This window comes from Dyadobacter sp. HNCC25DJ187 (assembly GCF_056895255.1).
Window position 1 is genome coordinate 254,147 of record NZ_JBXHAT010000003.1, and the last position, 22,509, is coordinate 276,655.

A 22,509-nucleotide genomic window follows, 5' to 3' on the forward strand; every position below is an offset into this window, starting at 1 on the left:
CCTGACGGGATTTAGATGTAATTACCGCAACCGCTCAGATTTCTACCAACATTACATCGCTACGCGATTTTATGTAACAGGGAATTTCTATCTAATGTACTCAGGGGTACTGCTCAGACGACAAAATGCAATCACTACTACGAGGTAAGTATTACGTTACACAGACGTACATAGAGATGAAAATAGATGCACAGAGTTTATACTTCCAATCGGATCTTTCTCACTTGCTAATCAGATTTTCTCTGTGGCTCTCTGTGTAATCACTATTACAAGATAAATCTTAGTTTCGTGTAAGCTCCTCAATATTCACTACTTTTGTATTGTTTTGGTGCTATGCTCTCTAAATGAGAAAGAAGCTTAAAAGGGAATTTCGTTTAATGCGAAAGCTGTCCCCGCAACTGTACAGTCCATCAAAGATGAATCTGCATCTTCGTAGCCACTGGAGACAATGAATGAAAGAATGAGCGAATGATAGAATTATTATCTCGTTCGGTTTTTTTCTTTTGACAATGCTCCGGGAAGGCAACAGATCATCGGACTGAGCCAGGAGACCTGCCTGAACACATCTTGTGATACAACGGCTTTCGGAGGAAGAGCCGGATTATGGTATTTCTATCTGGTTTAAAGGTGTTTAAAATGGTTGGTTTTTATGTTTGTCTGCTGTGTGTAATTGGCTGTGCTCTTTCGTACCAGTCTTTTGCTCAAAAGGATTCTATTGTCCTTGCTCCTGCTATAGTAAGGGGAACGGCTCCGGAGCGCTTTATGAGCGGATTGAAATTGCAGAAAATTGATTCGGTTACGCTTATGCAGTTCAGATTTCAGAATCTGGCTGATATACTGGCTTACAATACAGCTCTTGCTTTTAAAAACTACGGTCCGGGTGCGCTCACTACTGTTTCCTTTCGCGGAACCTCTGCCAATCATACCGCGCTATTGTGGAATGGCCTCAATATCAATTCTCCAACTTTAGGGCAGTCCGATTTTTCCACCATTCCCGTTGCCGGTTTTGACCAGCTTGCTGTTCAGTATGGTTCCGCTGCGAGTATAGTCGGGACAGACGCAGTAGGTGGAAGTATTTTACTGAATAGTGCAGCTCCTGCACAGGGTTTCAGCGTGTCAATAGGCAGGCAGCAGGAGAGTTTTCGAAATAGTCAGACGCAGGTATTTGCCAAATATGGTACAGCGATGGGCAACTGGACTGTTTCAGGAAAAACAGCTATCTATTATGGTAGTATGAAAAACAGTTTCCCTGAGCCTTTACGCCAGGGTGTGCCGCTGCTGCCGACCCGTACTTTTCAGAAAGGTCTTGTACAGGACATTTTCCTTCGTTCAAACAATAACCACGAATTATCTGCCCATGTGTGGCTTACCGACAATGCCCTGACGATCAACCCTCAAAATGAGGCCGGGAGAGAACTCACCCAAACAGCGGCATACCGGACCATGCTGAAATACCAATGGAATGATTTTTCGGTGCGGACTTCCTGGGTGCGGGATATCATCGACTATGCTACGGGTGATTATTCTAATCTGGATCATGCCGTCACGGACAAGCTGGGAAGCAGAATCGAGAAGGATTTTTATTGGAATGTGGGAAATGCAGGGACTATACAGATGAAGAGCGGAGGCGAATTTACCCATTTTCGGACGAGGGTTGCCGGATACGAACGCCCTGAAATTACAGAGAACCGGGGTGATCTCTTTATACTTACACGCTGGGAAACGGCATCAGGTCTTTTGGTATCTGCGAATCTTCGACAGGCGTTTGTGACAGGTTTCCAGCCACCGTTTACACCTTCTTTGGGAGCCGAATATCCGCTGATACGGACGAGTAGATACACACTGAGGGTAAAAGGATCGCTCGCCCGAAGCTACCGCGTTCCTACACTCAACGAACGTTATTGGAAAGCGTTGGGCAATCCTGATATCAAACCTGAAAGTGGTTTTAACAAAGAGGTTGGTTTAGAGCAGCAATATGTAGCTGGTCATCAATTGTTTAATTTTTCAGCAACAGCCTATCATAATCGTATCAAAAACTGGAGTTACTGGAATCCCGGTAATAGTTTCAGAGTAGAGAATCTGCATGAAGTGCTGGCGAGAGGAATAGAGTTACAGGCAGGCTGGAACGCTGCTTTAGGCAGAATCAAAACAGGCGCAAAGGTGAATTACACCTACACCCGCAGTTCTCAGGAAAAGGTATACGACGCCTACGCAGTAGATATTGTAGGCAAGCAGCTAACGTACACGCCCAAGCATTCAGGTAATGTCAATTTATTCGGAGCGTACCGGAATTTCCGCCTTTCCGGCCAGTTGCTGGCTGTGAGCAGGAGATTTACGCGCACCGATAATTCGTTATATCTGGATAGTTATATACTGGCTAATATTTTGGCAGAAACCAATTGTAATTTCGGCAATATGCAACTTCGGGTGCAAGGGCAGGTGAATAACATCAGTAATACCTTCTACCTGAATGTAAGAAGCAACGCCATGCCGGGAAGAAGTTTTGCTGTTAATTTACTTTTGAGTTACAGATCTTCTGCTGTGAAGTCAGCAGGAAGCTGAATGAGAAACATCAACATTATAAATCACCATCAGAACACCGGTGAAAACCGGATGAATCAGTAAATTTGAACATGAATATGAAAAAACAACTTACTAAGGGCATTTTAGCCGCTTCACTGTCTTTTTTAGTCTGGTCCTGTAACCAAAGCGATCCCGCACCAAAAGGCGATTATGTGGATGGCGTTTTTGTAACGACATTAGGAAACTGGTCGGATAACAATGGAAGCTTATCATTCTTTAAGCGAGAAAAAAGAGAGGCGGATCTGGACGTATATGCAACCGTAAACGGGGGAAATCTAAAGGGTGGAGCTCAGGGCTATGCGTTTATGGAAGGCAAAGGTGCTATTGCCGTGGATAATAGTGCTGCAGGGCAGGATAAAGTGGAGATTGTGGATGCCAATACCATGGAGAAAATAGCTTCGATTGGTGCTCCTGATATTGAAAATCCAATGCGCGTGGCTTTCGCAAGTTCGTCGAAGTTGTATGTTTCCTGCTGGGGAACTAACAGTGATTATGCTTATTCAACAGGGTATATCGCAGTGATTGATCTCAATACCAATAGGGTTACGAAAAAGATCAATATTGCCAAAGGGCCAAAAGATGTTTTGGTTCATGCCGGTAAATTATATGTAGGAACTACTGATTATACGAATGGAAAGACTCTTACAGTCATTGATATCAACACAGATGAAATCGTGAAAACGGTAGAATTTGACGGTGCTCCTTCACCGATTGGAATCGATGCAAATGGCTTGCTTTGGGTAGGTGCTGGTCGCAGTATTTCAAAAGTGAGCCTGGATACTTATGCAAAAGGAACACTGAATGCAGGTAACGATATTTCCAAATTGGTGGCTAACATGACTTTCAGCCTGGACAAAAGGACGATATTCTTTATGCTGACTTCTGATTTTGGTACAAAAGGTCAGGTATATAAAGTAAGCATAGATGATTCAGTAATTGATGTTTCTAAGCCATTTATCAATAGGAACTTTACAGGACTAAATGTAGATCCGAAACAAGGATTGATTTATGCAGGCGTCACGCCTTCTTATGTGCAGTCGGGTTACGCGGTTCGTTACCGTACGGACGGATCAGTTGTAGATTCAGTTAAAGTAGGGGCTAATCCAATTGGATTCGTATTCAGATAAGCCTGAAGATTTAGGTAATACAGAGTTTGAGCGATCTGTCGGGTATTTCCCGGCGGATCGCTTTTTTTGTTAGCGACCCGGTTTTCGCGGATCAGTCCCGGTCTGTACGGCATCGCCGGACTGAACGGTTGATCCAGTGCTATCCGTTCAGCCTGACTTCGTCATGCAGACCGGGTCTCGCAGACCGAGTCGCGAAGACCGGGTCTCGCAGACCGGCGTGAAGTTCTCACCCAAACTTTTGCTCATTCAAATCAGTTATTGGTATCTTCGTCGTTGTCAATATATTCGGAAATGAACAGGTCAGTATAGTGAATAGCTCAACAATTCCAGGTAGAATCTTCCTTTTTGGTTTTCTTCTTTTCCATTTTCATTTTGCGAAAGCGCAACAACCCGCTACTTCGGGTCCGGCCTGGCTCAAAGAATACTCCGAGCACCAGAAGTATGGAGATATATTTGTAGTCAAAAAAATTGATGTAAACTGTCGGGACTATGCTTCTTTCCTGGTTGATAGAAATGGCAAAAAGCTAACCCCGGCTTATCGGGATATAGGTGAGTTCTCGAACGGTCTGGCCGAGTTTGTACCCATGGAAGCTAATGCATCCAAACAGGGTTTACATGGATTTATTGATAAAAAAGGAAAGGTAGTTGTAGAGCCTATATATTTGGGTACAGATAAATACTACCAGGGAAAAACCTGGGTAATGTATCAAACTGGTAAGCAATACGGACTCTCTTATATTGACACCACCGGCAAAGAAATTTACAGGATACCCATTGAAAAATTCAAAGATGACTTTCTGATTTCAAAAGCGACAGTTGATTTCGTCTGTAACCGCGATACGAAAGAGGACATTATCTGGTGGAAGAAAAAAGAGCTTTATCTGCTCAACTGGAATTTTAGTCCTTATATAGAAAAGGAGATCAAAGAAGCCAAAGGGATATACCATTTCCTGTACAAAGGGAAGTATGGGATTATCGATAAGAATATGATTTTGCGTATTCCGGTTGCACTGGATGATATTGATCCGGAATATAAATTCTCAGGTCAGGGTATGGAGCGGGTGAGATACGGTGACCGTTACGGATTCATCAATGTATTTACCGGAGAGATGATCACGGGCTTTGAATTTACAGATACACGCAAACCTACTGCCGGATTATTCTGGGTCAAAAAGAATAACAAGTGGGGCTGTATTGATAAAACCGGTAAGGTTCGGATTCCCTTTTTATATGATGAAGCCAGTGGTTTCACAGCGGAAGACAGAGCTGCGGTGGCTATCAACGGAAAGTTCGGGCATATTGACAAAACCGGGAAAGTCCGTACTCCTCTGAAATATGAGTTCGCTTCCTATTTTCAGAATGGCCTTTCCATGGTAAGAATGAATGAAACCTATGGCTATATCAATGTTGACAATGAGTTGGTAGGACGCGATGATTATGCACATGCATTGCCATTTAACCAGAAAACAACTACCGCCGACAGGAACGGTATCCGGTACGAACTGAGCCTGGACGGTTCGGAAAAGTTTATAGGCTTCTCATTTATGTGGAATGCTGTATTTATCCTGATTGCAGTAGTGCTATTCATTCTTTTGAACAGCTATATATTCAGAAAAGTGCAGAAAAGAAAAACCCGCTAAGCGTTGAAACTTACCGGGTTTTAAATCTATATCGTTTTATTTAAAAAATCCTTCAGGATCAGGCCTTTTAGCCTTTAGCAATTCTATAAAATCAAGGTTGATCTGACTGAAATCCAGCTTACGTCCGTGATGCAAATGTACCCACGCTTCATCTGGTTGATCCAGATTGTAGTGTACGAGCGCGAGATTGTACTGCCCGAGCGCATAGGTTGAATCCAGACTGACGGCGTGCTTCAATACAGTAGCAGCTTCGTTAAGTTCTTCCTTTCTGTTAGTCAACTCGTACAATTTCAGATCTACAGTTGCCAGGTCAACCAAAAGAGGTACGTTATCCCCTTGCAGATCCACTCCACGGCTTAGCATTCTTTTCGCATCTACCCAGTTCTGACGTTGGTAGGATACTACTCCAAGGCCCCAGTATGTTTCAACATTCTTATCATTCAGCAAATTAGCCAGATTAAAACGGTAACATGCAGTATCAAGAGAACCTTCCTGAAGATATTCCCAGGCCCGCGCAGAAAAAAAGCTGCTGGCTTCAGTACGGCTGGAAAAGGATTTGTCGCACTCACTCAAAAATTGAATTTCTTCACCAATCTGTTCAGATGTCTTACTGAGTTCTCCGAAAAGAGGCAAAACTCGTCTTTCTTTTAATTCCAAAGGCTTTTTTGCAGCCACATTGGTATCAGAAGATTGACCTGCACTGGCCAGGTGAGTTTGTTGGGCCGAACTTAACGCAGGTAATAAAAGGGCAAGCCAAAAAATAAAAGAATCTTTCATAAAGCTTTAATAGAGAAACAGGTTTTCTATTGTCCAAGATAAACGGAATAATCCGATTTGTATTGTATTATTTTCTTTTGGATCGTCCGGTTGAATTATTCCGTGTTCCGGGGTTACGATTGCGGGACTTTTGATTTTTTGCAACGCTCTTCATGGCGGGTCGGTAAACCTTCTTCTTTTCATGGAACGCTCCCAGGAATGTCGGATCTTCTTTCCTTTTCTGGTTGTCGATCTCACGTAACATATCCTGGCGTTCAGGCGCAGGAGTAGGTGCAATATCTACCTCATCCGGCAGTTCTGTTCTCGGAATTTCCATCCGGATCATCTTTTCGATTTTCTTGATATGGTATTCATCGGCCATCGTAGCAAACGTAATAGCATGGCCAACATGGTTAGCACGACCAGTCCGGCCTATACGGTGCACGTAGTCTTCATATATTAATGGAACGTCGAAGTTGATCACATGACTTACTTCTGTGATATCAATTCCGCGGGCTACCACATCTGTCGCTACCATTACCCGCACTGAACCTTCGCGGAATGCTTCCATGGAATTAATACGTGTATTTTGTCCCTTGTTGGCATGGATCACACGTAAATCGTCTTCTGCAACAACTTTTCTGTCCAGAAACTGATATACCAGCGTGGCAACTTCGCGGCTGCGGGTAAAAATCAGTATCCTGCTGAACGTCTCAATATCTGCAAGCAAATGGTTGAGTAAATTGATTTTCGTTCGGAAGTTAGGTAATTCATATAAGCTCTGAGAAACCATTTCTGCCGTTGTTGACTGTGGAGTCACCTCAATGCGTGTAGGAAATTCCAGGAACTCATATGAAAGATTTTCAACCTTGTCTGAGAAAGTGGCAGAGAACAGCATATTCTGTCTTTTTCTTGGGATAATCTCCAATACGCGGCGTATCTGAGGCATAAAGCCCATGTCCATCATTTTGTCCGCCTCATCCAGAATCATGACGTTGAGGTACTTTACAACAATCTCTTCTTTCAAGTAAAGATCCATAAAACGCCCTGGTGTGGCTACGATAATGTCAACGCCTTTCCTGAGGGCTTCTATCTGCGATTTTGCTCCTACGCCGCCGTACAGCACGACTGTACGTATGTCGGTATATTTACTCAGCTGCAAAATAGCTTCTGAGATCTGCATGGCAAGTTCACGTGTGGGTGCAAATATCAAGGCACGCGGATCATTCCCCTGCGCATATTTAATGCGCATCAGCAATGGCAGCGTATAGGCTGCCGTTTTCCCCGTTCCTGTTTGTGCGATTCCTAAAATATCCTGTCCGGATAGTGCAAGCGGGATAGCCTGTTCCTGAATGGGTGTAGGCTGGGTATATCCCGCTTCTTCAATAGCATTGAGTAATTGACGGTTAAGTTTAAACTGCTCAAAATTGTTTTCCGTAGTCTGCATGACACAAAGGTACGAAAACTATGTCAGCTAAGGGAAATTACGGCTGTACAGACTCCTCTACCATGGCCGCGCTCCCTACAAAAATAGGCGACCGCTGATGTCCTGATGTAGGCACAATATCCAAAATGGCACCGAAACCGTCACTGGCTTTTCCCCCCGATTTTTCAGCAATGAAGGCTAAAGGATAGCATTCGTATAGTAATCGCAGTTTGCCCTTGGGGTCTTTTTTGGTGGCTGGATAAAGATATATTCCGCCTTTCAGAAGATTTCGGTGAAAGTCACCCACCAGGGAGCCTATATAGCGTGCGCTGTAACCGCGCTGTTTGCAGTTGTCCAGGTATTTCTGAACCGATGGGAGGTAGCTATAGTAATTTCCTTCATTAATGGAGAATATCGTACCGTTGTTGGGAGAAGAGATATTTTTATGCGAAAGGATGAATTCGCCGAGAGACTGATCCAGCGTAAATCCGTTGACTCCATCTCCGGTTGAGAATACGAGCATGGTTGAAGAACCATAAAGGATATAACCCGCTGCTACCTGCTTGCGTCCGCCCTGTAAAAAATCTTCCATTGTTGCCGGAGAGTCGGTAGGAGTAACCCTTCTGTATATAGAGAATATGGTTCCGATGGAAACATTGACATCAATATTTGATGAACCATCCAACGGGTCCATCGCTACTACATATTTGCCATGGTCATTTCCTGTATAAATAATTTCTTCTTCCTCTTCTGAAAGAATAGCGCAAACCTCACCACCATTTTTCAGGGCTCTGATAAAACGTATATTGGCAACAATATCCAGTTTCTGCTGGTTCTCACCCTGCACATTCTCAGTTCCGTTACCTCCTGCTATGTCTACGAGTCCGGCTCTGTTGATTTCGCGGTTAATGATTTTGCCGGCAATGGCGATATCGCGCAGGAGTTGAGACAGTTCTCCTGTGGCATAGGGAAAAGCACTCTGGCTTGCCATAATGAAACGGTCAAGGGTAACACCAACAGGCAACGCAAGTTCTTGTGCAGTTTTAGAGGTCATAGTAAATAATGATCATGGATCTAGTACGATTTAGGAAATTTACTACGCAGATCATCATATTTCAAAACAGCATTACCTATTAATTTTTTTTAAAAATGAATATTATTTTACCTCAATCAATTAGTGGTATAATCCTAAGGGAGAGATAGTTGAAATTTCGTCACTTTGTACTTTTTCTATTTATTTACAACAGTTTACAGGTCCGTCGTTCGTAGATATTTAAGGCAAGCCCGGATCTCAGTATAGGAGTAAGCATCCCCCAATGCTGCCTTCGCTTCTCCCAGTGTCGACTGCCTGTGCTCACTGAGATAGGACGTAATAGCGTTTACTTTTTCCGAAGGATATAGTGAGAAAATATCAAGTTCTTCTGTTTCGATGAAATGAATCAGGTGGGTTTCGATGGTGGAAAGCGTAAGATTTCTTTCAACAGCAATCTCCTCCATCATTTTTCCGTCCATGAATAACTGAAGACTTATACGTTTGGTATCTGTTTTTTCTTTTTTGACAGGTGAAATTGTTTCTGTTTCCTGTAACTCAGATATGGTGATGTCGTTATCATCGCAGTAAGTTTTTACGATGTCTAATACTGCCTGTCCGTATTGTTTTACTTTGGTTTTTCCAATTCCTTTTATTCTTGCCAGTTCCTTTAAGTTGGTGGGTAACACCTCAGAAATTTCCAATAGTGTTTTCATAGGCATCACCAGGTAGTCCAGCACATTGTGCTCAGCTGCCATATCTTTTCTCCATGTTTTCAGTAAAGTATAAAGCCCGGGATTTGCAACATTTTGCGGTGAAGCGGTATGTCTGGACGTTTCTCCTGAATCTTTCTTCGCTTTGAAATCAATGTCTGCATTGGCTTTTGCACGTAAATAGGCATCTGTCGTAAAACCTTCCAAAGAAGCATTGATGCAGGCACTTTTGATCGCCAAAGATTTAGTAAGCATTTCCAATGCCTGTTGTGCAGATTTTTTAACCGCAGTGTTATCGGTCTCGATGTCCAGCTTTTCGATTTCAGGATGCAGATATCCATTGACCTTATCTGAAAAATATCTGATTGCCTTTTCAAATCTATCCTTTAATACCGGATTCTCTTCAGGGAGCGCCGATTCCGTCATGAGCTGGTTCAGTTGATGTCTGAATTTTTCACCAACAGTAAAGATTTCTTTTTCAAAGTTTTCGCGAGCCTGCCTCACGACGGAAAGCAGCGCAGGATTCAATACGGTTTCATGATCATCAAGAATTTTGATAAGCTGAAAAAAGCCTCGTCTTGTCTCGTTGAAATCAAAGAGTTCCAATAATAGAGAACGCTGAAATTCAAATTTAGCATTGAGAAGCTGTCGGCTGTCTGGCGGATTATTACTCGCATCACGGGAATAAGCCGCCACCGTTCCATCCGTTTTGACGCTCGATGATCCGATTTTGGTACTTAATACCATGCCTTCAAAACTCTTACATCTGCTTAAAGCAACATAAACCTGTCCGTGTGCAAAAGATGCGTTTGCGTCAATAATTGCTTTTTCGAAAGTGAGTCCCTGACTTTTATGAATCGTAATCGCCCAGGCAAGTTTGAGCGGATACTGGACAAAACTGCCGATCACGATTTCGTCAATTTCTTTTGTTTCTTCATTCAATGCATATTTCACATTTCGCCATTCGGCCCTTTCCACTTCTATTTCGCCGTATTCATCCTTGCATTTGACATAGATAGCGTCAGAGTCTATTCTGGCAACCTGTCCTATTTTTCCGTTATAGAATAGCTTTTCTCTGGAAATATCATTCTTCACAAACATCACCTGTGCACCAACCCTCAGCTCCAGGTTTTGTTCGGTTGGGTACGACATCGCCGGGAAGTCGCCCGTTATTTCTGCTTTGAAATAGCGTGATTTGGTAGTCAGCTCTTGCAGCTTGACAGCATTGATGTTCTGTGCGCTTGCATTATGTGTTGTGAGCGTAATGTATCCATCGTCGTCAGCTGGCTTGAAATTCGGGACATAACGCTGATTGAGTTTGCCGAGTGTTTCAGAATCCAGTTTGTTCTCCCGGACACGATTGAGCAGGTCGATGAAGGTGGTGTCCGATTGCCGGTATATATGTGTCAGTTCTATGCGTACCGGATTTGTTTTTTGCAATGCATGACTGCTGAAAAAGAAAATCGTATCGTAGTAATTTCTCAGCATGCTCCATTCCTCATCTTTGATCACAGGCGAGAGCTGATGCAAATCTCCTATCATCAACAATTGTATACCACCAAAAGGTTGGTTACGGTCTTTGTATTTGCGCAGCACCTCGTCAATCCCATCCAGCATATCGGCCCGCACCATACTGATCTCGTCAATCACCAGCAAGTCGAGACTTTTAATGAGGTTAATGCGTTCCTTGCTGAATTTGTGCACACTGGCCGTTGCCATAAAGCTCTCAGGAATATGCGGGCCAAACGGAAGCTGAAAAAAGGAATGTATGGTTACTCCGCCCGCATTGATAGCCGCTACACCAGTGGGGGCCACAATTGCCATACGTTTATGGAGTGTCTTCTTGAGATTGTGCAGGAAAGTGGTTTTGCCTGTTCCGGCCTTTCCCGTCAGGAACACATTCTTATTGGTATAGTGCATGAATTCAGCAGCGAGCTGAAGAGGTGTGTTTTGTTCCATTTTATTGTGGGGCAAATTATGAAGTGCATTTACACAAAAGTAAGATTTATGTCAAAAATGCTGGTGGAAATCTGGCTTTTTAATGTGGGGATCCATCGTTATATTGCATATCTACCTTAATACTACTTACCTCCCAATTAGATGATGAAGAAACTGATCTCCTTTTGTATATCTCTTCTGCTGACATTTCCGTCTGTACGGGCTCAAAGTATCCCGGGATCCTGGGCTGGAATGCTGAAAATCCCCAACGGACAAATTAATATCATTTTTAATATCAGTAAGGAAGAGGGTAATCATCAGGTTGCTATGGATATTCCGGCTCAGAATGTGAGGGGAATGAAAGCCAATTCAGTAACGGTTGAAGAGAGAAAGATGACTGTTAATTTCGATCTGATTAAATCCGTATATGTCGGAGAGTTGAGTAACGACAGTACCATCACTGGCGAATGGCAACAGAACGGCTTTAAGTTTCCGCTGGTTTTTAACAAACATGCTTTGGCACAAATAGGGCCTAAGCGACCTCAAACTCCTCAGCCACCTTTTCCGTATTCAGAGAAAAAAGTCAGATTTGAGAATGAAAAAGCGGGAGTCACACTGGGCGGGACACTAACCATACCCAATGGGAACGGGACTTTTCCGGCGGTCATACTGGTGAGTGGTTCTGGTCCGCAAAACCGTGACTCGGAATTATTTGGTCATAAACCATTCGCGGTCATTGCCGATCACTTGAGCCGTAACGGAATTGCTGTACTGAGATATGACGACAGGGGCGTGGGCACATCAACAGGTGACTTCGGCAAAGCAACTACCTACGATTTCGCCGAAGATGCAGCCGCTGCGCTGGAATATCTGAGAAAAGAAGAAAAAGTACGTCATAGTAAGGTAGGGTTAATAGGGCACAGTGAAGGAGGCCTGATTGGACCTATCGTAGCTTCGGGCAAGAACCGTCCTGATTTTTTGGTATTGCTGGCAGCGCCCGGGATGGAAATTGATCAGCTGATGCTGGAGCAGATACGATTAACAAGTAGTACGTCGGGAGCTTCACCAGATCTGTTAAAGTTATATAATGATACCAACTCAAAGGTTTATACACTGATTAAAAGTGGGCCAGTGACCGATACTATCAAAAAGAAGATAGAGGATCTTTTTGTTTCTCATCTTACCACAATTGGAAAAGGAACAATGAGTGAGGACGTGATCATGAAACAGGCACAGCAATTAACAGGACAGATGGCTTCGCCCTGGTTTGTTACTTTTTTGAACCAAAAACCCAAGGAGTATCTGGCAAAAATTACCGGTCCGGTATTGGCATTGAATGGCAGCAAAGATTTACAGGTTCCCGCCAAACAAAATCTGGAAGGGATTCGGGAAATAGTAGGGAAAAACAAAAAGGCCAAACTTACTGCACAAGATCTGCCAGGACTGAATCATTTATTCCAGACAGCCAATACAGGAAGCGTATCGGAATATGGTGAAATTGAAGAGACCTTTTCACCCACCGCGCTTAACATTATTACTGACTGGATTTTATTAAGATAAACAAATCAACACATTGAAAATATGTTGTACGTTGCCCTTGGATTATCATTCGTTTTCTTTTCCCTTGGTTTTATTCTGACAGAGAATAACGCGAAGTATATGCTCGCCGGTTATAATACCATGACTGAGGTTCAGAGAGCAAAAATTGATATTGTTGCATACCTCAGGTTTTTTAAACGCTTTCATATCTTTCTTGGTGTATCGCTGTTTGCGGGGACAGTACTACTGAGTCTGGTGAATAATAACTGGGCAAGTATGTTTATGACTTCTTATCCATTGGCAGCCTATGCATATATGATTTTGAAGGGCGGGGCGATGTTTCAGGTTTCAAAAAGTAATACAGTCATCTCATATGGAGTGGCAGCACTGCTGGTTGTGTTAGCATCAGCCATTGCGATCATGGGAATGAAAGATTATAATAGCAGTGAGCTGGTACTAACCAACAACGAATTAAAAATTACCGGATCCTTCGGTATGTCTTTGAAAAAAGAAGAAATACGACAAAACATAATTGTTGACCAACTTCCTGAAACGGGATTTCTTCTGCAAAAAGTCAATGGCTTTGCAGGTGGGGATTATGCTAAGGGCCGTTTCAAATTGAAAGACAGGCGTGTTGTATGGCTTTATATCAATCGGAAAGTGACACCTCTCTTACATTTATCGACAGAGAAAGGAGATGTGTATTATAATGCAGATGATAGGGATATCAGAGAATTAAATGCTGAAATTACCAAATGGAGGGGAATCTGAAATTATTAGATAGTGCTATGTTAATCAATCGGTTAGCTCTTGTTTTGTTTTTTACTTTCGTATTGTTTTCCATTGGCTTTGGTCAGAAAAAAATACAGGTTACTGAAGCGAAACAAGCTGTCGCGGTAGATAAGGATCATTTTTATGTGATCAATAACAGTACAATTCAGAAATATCGTAAAGCAGATGCCAGGCTGGTCCTCTCGTGGGATGGATCCGAGCAGGGTATCAAACACCTGAATAGCGGTGTCGTAATCAAAGGAAAATTATATTGTGCCAACTCGAATTACCCTGAGATTCCTATGGCCAGCTCTGTCGAGATATTCGATGTGAAGTCCTTAAAGCATATTGGAAACCATAGCTTCGGAATTAATAATCATGGTTCTCTCACATGGATTGATCAGAAAGACGGTTTCTGGTATATTGGTTTTGCGCACTATGGTGGTAAGGAAGCGAGTGAGGGCAGAGATGTGCGTTGGACTTCCCTGGCTAAATACTCTCAGGACTGGAAGGAAGTGGAGTCATGGGTATTTCCCGAAAATATCATTGCCCTGTTTACTCCAAAAAGTAATTCCGGCGGAGCGTTTGGAAAGGATGGAATGCTATATATGACTGGTCATGACCGTCCTGAGATTTATGTGATGCGTATTCCGACTCAGGGTTTTATATTGGAACATAGCAGGACGATACCGGTTGCTATACATGGCCAGGGAATCGCAGTAGATCGGAGCGTGAAAAATAAACTGATCATTTATGGAATCGACCGGGCTGAACGTAAGGTCGTAGTGGAAGAAATAAAATAGCCCCGGCACAACTTGGTCCGAGGCTACTTTATTTACTCTGCTGCTTGTGAAACAACAATATATTTTTTTACTGCATCTTCAAACCCGGGAAGCAATGTTAAATCTGCGCCCCAGAGATCTGCATCGGAAAGTACCTGGTGAGCCAGGTCGAGCGGAGAAGCTGCATTTTTCCATTTCTCGTCAAAGTAGGCAGCGGAGTCGCAGCGAATAGAATACAGCTCGCCGTTTCTTTCTCCGTAAAATCCACCATCTTTATGTAGCATAGGCTTCATAAACTGCAGGAATGCTGCGAAACCTTTGGCAAATAAGTCCGGTGCAGTATTGGAATTTTTGTAATGGTTCAAAAGGGTAGGTACATTCCGCATTTTCATTTTGGCGGTGTACTGAACTGTGATATCTATCAGTTGATGTCTGATGAAAGGATTACGGAAACGATCAAGTACCTTGCCTCCGAAGTCCTCAGCAACGCTTAATTCAAGCTCATAAGGAATAGCAGGAGCCAGTTCTTTCAGCATCACACCGGCGATATAATCTGCTGTCTCAGGATTTTCCATGGCTTCGCGTACAGTGTTCTCACCATGCAGATAGCAAAGTCCTGATGCAAGTGTATGTGTTCCGTTCAACAGTCGCAATTTAAGCTCTCTGAAGAGATCAATGTTGGGAGCAATGACAACACCTTTGTCGGCGGGGGCAAACGATAGTACAGACTGTACTTTATCGTCACCTTCAATGGCCCACAGGCTATACACTTCTGAAACGATCAGTAAATCGTCTCTGAACCCATGTTTTTCCGAGAGTTCAGACACTGTTGTCGCATCCGGCTTACCTGGCACAATGCGGTCTACAAGAGAATTACAGAAATGATTATTGAATTCCAGCCATTCTGTAAATGCCTCTCCAAGATCGTGGCGCTTAGCATGTTCGAGTACTATTTCACGCAACTTCGTTCCGTTGCCTACGATAAGTTCCGTAGGTACGATTACCATACCTGATTCTGCCGAACCGCTAAAGGTTTTGTAGCGCTCGTAAAGGTAAGCAGTCAGTTTGCCGGGAAATGATACCGGAGGAGACGCCAACAAATTGTCATCAACTAATTGGATTCCGACTTCTGTAGTATTGGAGATGGCTATTTTGATATCCGGATTCCTTGCACATTCCAGAATCTGCTCCCAGCTATCCGCCGCAGCAAGCGTACGACTGATCGCCGTGTTAATCACAATTTCGTCCACCTGCTCTCCGTTGTCGATTCCGCGGATGCTATGTGAAAACACATTTTTCTGCTCGGAAAACGCATCTGTTCCACCTGTATTGGTAGATTTGACTACAACGATCCGTCCGTTGAAAATGCCCTGCTGATTGGCTTTATTGACGAAAAAATCGGGCAAGCCACGAAGTAGCACACCTGTTCCAAACTGGATTATTTTTTCGGGTAAAGCAAGAAGTTGTGTATGGCCTGGCAGTAAGTCAGGGCGTTGGTCCAGAAGTTCCGGAGATAGTTGTGGTAGAGACATTTGACGGTAATTCGTGTTTAGAAATGAGACGCAGGTTTTAAAATGATACCCTTAAATCAGTATTACGACAAATCAGTATTGATTTACCAGGGATCTTTACTTATCACCAACGCACTACTTTGATTATGGTTTACCCACTTAATTAAGACGATACACTTTCCAATCATTGCCACCCAAACGCATCCAGTTTCGATAATTAATAAGCTTTACGATCTTTGGTTGCGGGTCATACACCATCTGTAACTCCTTGTTACTCTTTAATAGTGACTCTGAATCCATTACGACAAAGCCCAATGTGTCTCCTTTAACCTCCAAAAATGAGCGTATCTCCGGAGTCATGTCACGTGCAATGACATGATGATCACTTTTATAAAATCGTTGGGTAATATCCTTTGAACCGTCATTTAAAGCATAATAGAAGCGTGGATCTTGCTGATAAATCACAATAGGTTGCTTAGGAAGCGTTCGGATAAATTTCCAGATTTCGGTGGAGTTATCAACCGGAGAAGAGGAAGTAGCGACAAAAGCGAATGCATTGATCAACACCAGTGGTAATACGATGACTGATAAAACAACTTCGTTTTTGTTCAGTATTTTGATTTTCTGTAATGCCGCCAGCAGGATAAATGGTACAAAAGGCAGGGCAGGGTAAAGGAAGCGGGTTTCTTTGTGCGAAATCAGAAAGTGAATAAAGACAAACGGAAAAAATACCCAGGTTACCGGATGTTTAAATTTTGCAAAAAAGAATATCGATATAAGCAATAGAATACTGCCGTTCAAAATCACCATGTACTTACTGAAGTCAATTTTGCTCAGATACCACCACCAGGGCTCCACGCCGAACGAGGCCGCTTTTCCTTCCATCAGATTCACATAAAAGTAATTCCACGCGCTGGATACCCACTCGCCGTAAAACCAGTAATCAAGTAGAATTCCGAAAAACAAAACGCAGAGGAATGCACCCAACATTGAAATCCAGTATGGAAGACTCCGGAATTGAAAGATAAGTAACCATAGACCTAATCCTGCAATCATGATGGCCGACTGGTACCTGAAAAGGAACGAGATACCAAATAGAAATCCAGCTACAACAGCATTTTTAATAGAAATGCCTGCAATCGGGTTTTTTCTGATGTATGGATACAGGTAGCTAAAAGCCAGGATGTAAAAACAAGAGCTCCAATTTTCTGATGAATATCTGACACCTGTGAGCGGAAAAATATAAAGAAAGAAAGAGAATATACAAAAAAGCCATTTGAGTACAGGTGTTTTGATTTCGGGCTTTAGTGTTTGATAAAGTCTGGAAATACAATAAATGAAAAATGCCGCACTGATCAACCGCAGCAAAAATACCTGTGAAAAGGGATCAGAAATTTTTATAAAACTGAAAAAGTGAAGTAACGCTATTGTAATTGCTGGCTGAATAGTGGGCCTCAATCTTGCTTCAAACTCCCATGGCAGAGACTTTGCATCCACATAACCCATTTTATAATGGGCAAATTCCAGGATCTGAAAGTGTTCGTCGTGATGAAGACAACCCGCTATGACATAGGCTGCCAGACTGTATAAAAGAAGTATAAGAATAAAAGAGAATACCGGATAACTTTTTTGCATTTTGTTTATAACCTGAAATAGTAGCTATGCATGTTTTACAGATACACGGCTACACAGTAATTAATTTCAAAAGGTCTTTGAGATGATGACTAACTGTACACCGGCGCCATTTTCTGATCATTGACAGAATGGCCATCGATATGGTTTAAGAAGCTGCAAATTAACATCAAATCAATATCTCCATTGGTATATTTTAGAGAAAACATGACTGGTATATTCACCAGACAAAGACGGCCAACACGGAATGCTGCAAAAAATGTCCCTGGATATAGCATGTTGACTATACTCAGGGACATTTAAAAAATTTATAATGAAGCTTTACAGGCTATACGACCTGTACCGTTAGTCCACTATCTTCTTTCTCGCTTTTCTCATCAGGAAAGACAAATTGTATTGCATTATTTACTTTTTCTGGTAAAAGTGCGATAGCCAATACTTCATCGATCTGATCCACATAGTGGAATGAGAGATCTTTAATGTAGTTCTTAGGTACTTCTTCAACATCCTTGCGGTTCTTAACGCAAAGAATAATTTCTTTGACACCAGCACGGCGGGCAGCAAGAATTTTTTCTTTCACACCTCCTACCGGAAGAACTTTACCCCTGAGTGTGATCTCTCCTGTCATGGCCAGGTATGGCTTTATTCTTCTTTGTGTAAAGATTGAAGCCATTGAAGTCACCATCGTTACACCGGCAGAAGGTCCGTCTTTGGGAACAGCACCGGCAGGAACGTGTACGTGCAGGTCATAATGGTTGAAGATACGGTAGTCAATTCCCATGCGATCCGCATTGGCTTTCAGATAAGAAAGTGCGGCTACTGCCGATTCTTTCATCACATCTCCCAACTGACCGGAAAGGGTTAATCCGCCTTTTCCGCGACTCAGACTTGTTTCTATAAATAAAATCTCACCGCCTACCGATGTCCAGGCCAAACCTGTCACTACGCCGGCAAAATCATTATCCTGATACAGGTCTTTATCGAAAATCTCTGCACCCAGATATTTTTCAATATGATCCGTTTTGACTGTTTTAGGATAATCCTCATCCATCGCAACCGACTTAGCAATTTTCCTGACCACGGCTCCTACTTTCTGTTCCAGATTTCTGACGCCTGACTCACGGGTGTAACCTTCTATGATTTTCGTCAGCGCAGCGTCATCTACCTTGATATCCGTTGCTTTCAGACCATGGTCTTTACGTTGTTTAGGAACCAGGTATCTTTTAGCTATCTGCAGTTTTTCCTCAATGGTGTAACCAGTCATTTCAATAATCTCCATACGGTCGCGCAGTGCCGGATGAATGGTATCCAATGAGTTCGCAGTAGCTACGAACAATACCTTTGACAGGTCATATTCAACTTCCAGATAATTATCTGTGAAAGACGAATTCTGTTCAGGATCCAATACCTCCAATAATGCGGATGAAGGATCACCACGGTAGTCGGAACTCACTTTGTCAATTTCATCCAGAATAAAAACAGGATTGGCAGAACCGGCCTTTTTGATATTCTGAATAATTTTGCCGGGCATAGCACCAATATAGGTTTTACGGTGTCCGCGGATTTCCGCTTCGTCGTGTACACCACCCAAGGCCATACGGATATACTCGCGGTTCAGTGCTTTGGCTATAGATTTTCCCAACGAGGTTTTACCAACTCCCGGAGGGCCATAAAGACACAAAATAGGTGCTTTTAAATTTCCTTTCAGTTTAAGAACGGCCAGGTATTCGATAATACGTTCTTTTACTTTTTCCAGGCCAAAGTGATCGGAATCTAATACTTTCTGCGCTCTCGTAAGATCGAAATTATCTTTCGTGTATTGTGCCCACGGCAAATCCACCAGGTTTTCCAGGTAATTCATGGTTACCGGGTATTCGGGTGCCATCGGATTAATCCGTTGCAGTTTGCTAAGCTCTTTCTCGAAATGCGCTTTTACGTTATCCGGCCATTTTTTCAGGCTTGCTTTCAATCTGATCTCATCCAGATCCCGTTCCGGACTATCCATGCCCAGTTCATCATGCAAGACCTTGATCTGCTGACGAAGGAAGTAGTCGCGCTGTTGCTGATCAATATCCGAACTTGCTTTGGACTGGATTTCTCTTTTCAGTTCAAGCATTTCGATTTCCCGCATCATAAACTGAAGCAGAAGTGTAGCCTGTTTCTGTGCATTTTTTTCTTCAAGAAGCCGTTGCTTGTCAGCCACTTCTACATTGATATTGGAAGAAAGAAAGTGCAAAAGAAATACAGGACTTTCGATATTATCCAATGCAATACGTGCCTCCTGGGGGATCTCGGGATTGAGGCGCATAATTTTGTGAGCACCATCTCTCAAAGATTGCAAAAGTGCCTTTGATTCTTTTTTCGAAGAAGCAATGGGTGTATCTGTAATCGGTTCTATCTCAGCGGTGATGTAGGGATCTTCGCTGATAATGGATTTAATCTCAAAACGCTGTCTGCCCTGAACAATAATCGTCACATTCCCATCAGGTAGCGTAATCATTTTCAAGATTTGAGCAACAGTCCCGATTTTGTACAGATCTTCGGCTGAAGGATCTTCCTTGTTAGGCTTTTCCTGTGTTACAGCTCCTAGAATACGCAGATTGATATCAGAATTACGGTAAATCTTTTTTACCAATCTGATGGCTTTCTGGCGTACTACGGTTACAGGAATTACCATTCCCGGGAAGAGTACAGTTTGCCTGATCGGTAATATTGCTAATTCATTAGGCAGTTCAAGCGGTTCATCGGATCCCTCAGGGCCTCCGAGAGGTACTATTTCAAGACTATCCATATCCGAATCGGACATTAATAGTCGACTATATAAGTCAGAAGGTTCAAATTTCATAGGCGGTCTGTCAAAATGACAGAAAAATCAAGTCCCAATGTATAAATAATGACTTTCAAAAGAAAGGGAATATAAAACAAAATAGCCATGCCATAGTTCAATATGTCAGGTATTTGTAATTTAAGTATTTATAGGATATGTACAAGTTGTGACTTCTTATACATATACGTTTTTTTTCCGGCGGGTGTTGTGATATTAACCATATTTACCTGATCGTCAAATGTTTCAGTCAATATGCTGTTCTGTAGTTTATATCCTTTGACCGGTAACTGAATAGGAATTTCGATATATATCCATGTCGCGTCGTCTTCCTGTTGTTTTCCTATGTATTGGAGTTGAGCCATTTCTTGTCGGGCATTGGATAATAACAGGTTTTTGGATATGTAGGATGAAACAAATGTATCATTTGCATCACCATCTTTAACAGTAAAGCGTCTGTTGCCATTGGTAGCTCCCAGCGCTTTTTCCAGGTCATCTGTGAAGATTCTGACACTTAATTCAAATACCTTGGATGCAGAATTGTACTGCATCTGCGTGACGCTTACGTGATAGTCGTGCGGCTGAATTGCTGAGAAGAATAAAAATACAGTAACGATCAGCATTGGCATCTGCATCGCACGAAAGAAGGAAGGAGAAAAGTAACCAGTCTTAAAACCGGTTCCTTTATATCCTTCCTTCTTTTCTTTGTGCCTCATGCTATTTTAAAAAATCACTTTCCAAACATCATTGAAAATCGCAAATGCCATCAGTCCTAGCAGTAATACCATTCCTACTTTCTGTGCATTTTCGAGGAAAACATCAGAAGGTTTACGTCCGGAAATAATTTCATAGGTCAGAATTACCGCATGGCCACCGTCAAGAGCAGGAATAGGCAACGCATTCATAAATGCAAGAACCATAGACAAAAGCCCCGTTAAGCGCCAGAATTTATGCCAGTCCCATATACCTCCGAACATACGTGCAATACCAATAGGTCCGCTTAGTGCCTTGGAAGCAGAAACTTCCCCGCGGAAGATTTTACCAAACCCTTTAATGTTGGTATATACCACACCAAATGCTTCCTTGGTTCCCTCCGCTATCGCTTCCGGCAAGGTATACTCAATGATCGTAAAGTTCAGCAAGGGTTGAGATGCGAATCCGATGGTGCCGTCAGGCGTTACATCCACTTTGAATGTTTTTTGTTCAGCACCTCTCTGTACAGTAATGGTAGAAGTTTTTCCTTTCAGTTTTTGTAAACTGGTCTGGAGTTCGTCGAAAAGCTGAATATTTGTTCCATCCACAGCAATGATTTTATCGTTAGCTTTTAAGCCAGCCTTATCTGCGTTGGATCCGGGTGCAATATCCGCAATCTTGAATGGAGTACGAGGAACCAGAAATGTCCCCTTTTCATCGCGTTCAGACAAGGTCTCAATTAGATTGTTAGGAATATCAATCTGTACTTCTTCCCCGTTCCTGTCAACAGTGTAAGAACTGTTGGATCCCATAAGCACTTCAGGGCTTATAATTGCCCGGAAGTCTTCATATGATTTGTTGTTGACTCTAACAATTTTATCTCCGGTTTTCAGGCCTATTTCCTGTGCAAGCGGGCTCGCAACGACACCGTATTTGTTCAGCTCTTCGCGTGACAATATTTGTTCGCCCTCATTATATGCCATCACGACGAAGATGAAAATACCGACAATTACATTGACGATAATACCGCCAAGCATCACAATGAGACGTTGCCAGGCTGGTTTCGAGCGAAATTCCCAGGGCTGTGGCTCTGACGTCATAGCGGCGGTGTCCATCGATTCATCAATCATTCCTGATATTTTGACAAATCCGCCTAACGGTATAGCTCCGATACCGTATTCTGTTTCACCTTTTTGTATACTGAATATTTTGGGAGGAAACCCTATGTAAAACTTCTCAACCCTCATTCCAAACATTTTTGCGGCTGCCATGTGACCCCATTCATGCAAACCTACCAGAATTGACAACCCCAGAATGAGCTGTCCGGCCATAACTAAAACTTCAAGGGCACCCGGCCACCAACTTTGTAATCCTTCCAAAAGTGACAATCCCAATACGAACTGTCCCGCCATCATTAGTATCATTCAGATTTTTTGTAAGCGTTATTTATAATTTTGTTAAAGGTATTAATTCACTCCCGTTTTATGCGTACGAATGATTCAGTAATCGATCAAACGTAATTATAGCTGGTAAAGTTACGTAAA

General features: G+C 42.7%; 15 protein-coding genes and 1 riboswitch. Of the genes, 6 read left to right on the plus strand and 9 right to left on the minus strand.

Translation table 11 applies throughout. The features are described 5' to 3' along the window. Positions 1 to 309: 309 nt before the first annotated feature. Positions 310 to 574: riboswitch (cobalamin riboswitch) on the plus strand. 62 nt (positions 575 to 636) lie between these two features. From AC1XUE_RS22380 to AC1XUE_RS22390, 3 genes are all read left to right on the plus strand, one after another. Further along, positions 637 to 2,562 (plus strand): TonB-dependent receptor plug domain-containing protein, encoded by a 1,926-nt coding sequence (locus AC1XUE_RS22380; protein WP_483358242.1) that lies wholly within the window; start codon positions 637 to 639, stop codon positions 2,560 to 2,562. A gap of 77 nt (positions 2,563 to 2,639) precedes the next feature. Further along, a complete protein-coding gene (locus AC1XUE_RS22385) occupies positions 2,640 to 3,710 on the plus strand; it encodes a YncE family protein (protein WP_483358243.1) in 1,071 nt (356 codons plus the stop codon). A gap of 308 nt (positions 3,711 to 4,018) precedes the next feature. Beyond that, positions 4,019 to 5,350: a WG repeat-containing protein gene (locus AC1XUE_RS22390; protein WP_483358244.1), complete on the plus strand. Its 1,332-nt coding sequence runs from the start codon at positions 4,019 to 4,021 to the stop codon at positions 5,348 to 5,350. 36 nt (positions 5,351 to 5,386) lie between these two features. Here the strand turns inward: AC1XUE_RS22390 and AC1XUE_RS22395 are convergent, their stop codons facing one another. From AC1XUE_RS22395 to AC1XUE_RS22410, 4 genes are all read right to left on the minus strand, one after another. Continuing rightward, positions 5,387 to 6,127, minus strand: coding sequence for a tetratricopeptide repeat protein (locus AC1XUE_RS22395; protein WP_483358245.1), 741 nt, complete (start codon positions 6,125 to 6,127; stop codon positions 5,387 to 5,389). A 67-nt stretch (positions 6,128 to 6,194) separates the two neighbouring features. Beyond that, positions 6,195 to 7,553 carry a DEAD/DEAH box helicase gene (locus AC1XUE_RS22400; protein WP_483358246.1) on the minus strand — a complete coding sequence of 453 codons (1,359 nt, stop codon included), beginning with the start codon at positions 7,551 to 7,553 and terminating at the stop codon, positions 6,195 to 6,197. Positions 7,554 to 7,590: 37 nt separating this feature from the next. Beyond that, entirely contained in the window at positions 7,591 to 8,586 is a 996-nt protein-coding gene (gene fbp, locus AC1XUE_RS22405; RefSeq protein ID WP_483358247.1) for a class 1 fructose-bisphosphatase, read from the minus strand. A 194-nt stretch (positions 8,587 to 8,780) separates the two neighbouring features. Then, on the minus strand, positions 8,781 to 11,234 hold the full coding sequence (locus AC1XUE_RS22410) for a helix-turn-helix domain-containing protein (protein WP_483358248.1): 2,454 nt from the start codon (positions 11,232 to 11,234) through the stop codon (positions 8,781 to 8,783). 141 nt (positions 11,235 to 11,375) lie between these two features. Between AC1XUE_RS22410 and AC1XUE_RS22415 the strand changes: the two genes are divergently transcribed. Genes AC1XUE_RS22415 through AC1XUE_RS22425 form a run of 3 tightly spaced genes read left to right on the plus strand, consistent with a single transcriptional unit; the run spans position 11,376 to position 14,326 of the window. Further along, entirely contained in the window at positions 11,376 to 12,773 is a 1,398-nt protein-coding gene (locus tag AC1XUE_RS22415; RefSeq protein WP_483358249.1) for an alpha/beta hydrolase family protein, read from the plus strand. 21 nt (positions 12,774 to 12,794) lie between these two features. Continuing rightward, entirely contained in the window at positions 12,795 to 13,523 is a 729-nt protein-coding gene (locus AC1XUE_RS22420) for a DUF3784 domain-containing protein (protein WP_483358250.1), read from the plus strand. 17 nt (positions 13,524 to 13,540) lie between these two features. Continuing rightward, positions 13,541 to 14,326: a hypothetical protein gene (locus tag AC1XUE_RS22425; protein ID WP_483358251.1), complete on the plus strand. Its 786-nt coding sequence runs from the start codon at positions 13,541 to 13,543 to the stop codon at positions 14,324 to 14,326. A 32-nt stretch (positions 14,327 to 14,358) separates the two neighbouring features. Here the strand turns inward: AC1XUE_RS22425 and AC1XUE_RS22430 are convergent, their stop codons facing one another. From AC1XUE_RS22430 to rseP, 5 genes are all read right to left on the minus strand, one after another. Then, the gene (locus AC1XUE_RS22430) at positions 14,359 to 15,837 is read right to left on the minus strand and encodes a tagaturonate reductase (RefSeq protein WP_483358252.1); all 1,479 of its coding nucleotides are present in this window, start codon (positions 15,835 to 15,837) and stop codon (positions 14,359 to 14,361) included. Between the two features lie 138 nt (positions 15,838 to 15,975). After that, positions 15,976 to 17,451, minus strand: a complete 1,476-nt coding sequence (locus AC1XUE_RS22435) for a glycosyltransferase family protein (protein ID WP_483358253.1) — start codon at positions 17,449 to 17,451, stop codon at positions 15,976 to 15,978. Between the two features lie 325 nt (positions 17,452 to 17,776). Further along, positions 17,777 to 20,254: an endopeptidase La gene (gene lon / locus AC1XUE_RS22440; RefSeq protein ID WP_483358423.1), complete on the minus strand. Its 2,478-nt coding sequence runs from the start codon at positions 20,252 to 20,254 to the stop codon at positions 17,777 to 17,779. Positions 20,255 to 20,421: 167 nt separating this feature from the next. Next, positions 20,422 to 20,988, minus strand: coding sequence for a DUF6702 family protein (locus AC1XUE_RS22445; protein WP_483358254.1), 567 nt, complete (start codon positions 20,986 to 20,988; stop codon positions 20,422 to 20,424). A 6-nt stretch (positions 20,989 to 20,994) separates the two neighbouring features. Then, positions 20,995 to 22,296 carry an RIP metalloprotease RseP gene (gene rseP / locus AC1XUE_RS22450; protein ID WP_483358424.1) on the minus strand — a complete coding sequence of 434 codons (1,302 nt, stop codon included), beginning with the start codon at positions 22,294 to 22,296 and terminating at the stop codon, positions 20,995 to 20,997. Between the last annotated feature and the right edge of the window lie 213 nt (positions 22,297 to 22,509).

What these genes read in the sequence shown, in the direction of transcription:
- AC1XUE_RS22420 (WP_483358250.1), top strand. Translation starts at nt 12,795, where the DNA reads ATGTTGTACGTTGCCCTTGGATTATCATTCGTTTTCTTTTCCCTTGGT.
- AC1XUE_RS22410 (WP_483358248.1), bottom strand. Translation starts at nt 11,234, where the DNA reads ATGGAACAAAACACACCTCTTCAGCTCGCTGCTGAATTCATGCACTAT.
- AC1XUE_RS22425 (WP_483358251.1), top strand. Translation starts at nt 13,541, where the DNA reads ATGTTAATCAATCGGTTAGCTCTTGTTTTGTTTTTTACTTTCGTATTG.
- AC1XUE_RS22385 (WP_483358243.1), top strand. Translation starts at nt 2,640, where the DNA reads ATGAAAAAACAACTTACTAAGGGCATTTTAGCCGCTTCACTGTCTTTT.
- AC1XUE_RS22380 (WP_483358242.1), top strand. Translation starts at nt 637, where the DNA reads ATGGTTGGTTTTTATGTTTGTCTGCTGTGTGTAATTGGCTGTGCTCTT.
- AC1XUE_RS22430 (WP_483358252.1), bottom strand. Translation starts at nt 15,837, where the DNA reads ATGTCTCTACCACAACTATCTCCGGAACTTCTGGACCAACGCCCTGAC.
- rseP (WP_483358424.1), bottom strand. Translation starts at nt 22,296, where the DNA reads ATGGCCGGACAGCTCATTCTGGGGTTGTCAATTCTGGTAGGTTTGCAT.
- AC1XUE_RS22445 (WP_483358254.1), bottom strand. Translation starts at nt 20,988, where the DNA reads ATGAGGCACAAAGAAAAGAAGGAAGGATATAAAGGAACCGGTTTTAAG.
- fbp (WP_483358247.1), bottom strand. Translation starts at nt 8,586, where the DNA reads ATGACCTCTAAAACTGCACAAGAACTTGCGTTGCCTGTTGGTGTTACC.
- AC1XUE_RS22395 (WP_483358245.1), bottom strand. Translation starts at nt 6,127, where the DNA reads ATGAAAGATTCTTTTATTTTTTGGCTTGCCCTTTTATTACCTGCGTTA.
- AC1XUE_RS22400 (WP_483358246.1), bottom strand. Translation starts at nt 7,553, where the DNA reads ATGCAGACTACGGAAAACAATTTTGAGCAGTTTAAACTTAACCGTCAA.
- lon (WP_483358423.1), bottom strand. Translation starts at nt 20,254, where the DNA reads ATGTCCGATTCGGATATGGATAGTCTTGAAATAGTACCTCTCGGAGGC.
- AC1XUE_RS22435 (WP_483358253.1), bottom strand. Translation starts at nt 17,451, where the DNA reads ATGCAAAAAAGTTATCCGGTATTCTCTTTTATTCTTATACTTCTTTTA.
- AC1XUE_RS22415 (WP_483358249.1), top strand. Translation starts at nt 11,376, where the DNA reads ATGATGAAGAAACTGATCTCCTTTTGTATATCTCTTCTGCTGACATTT.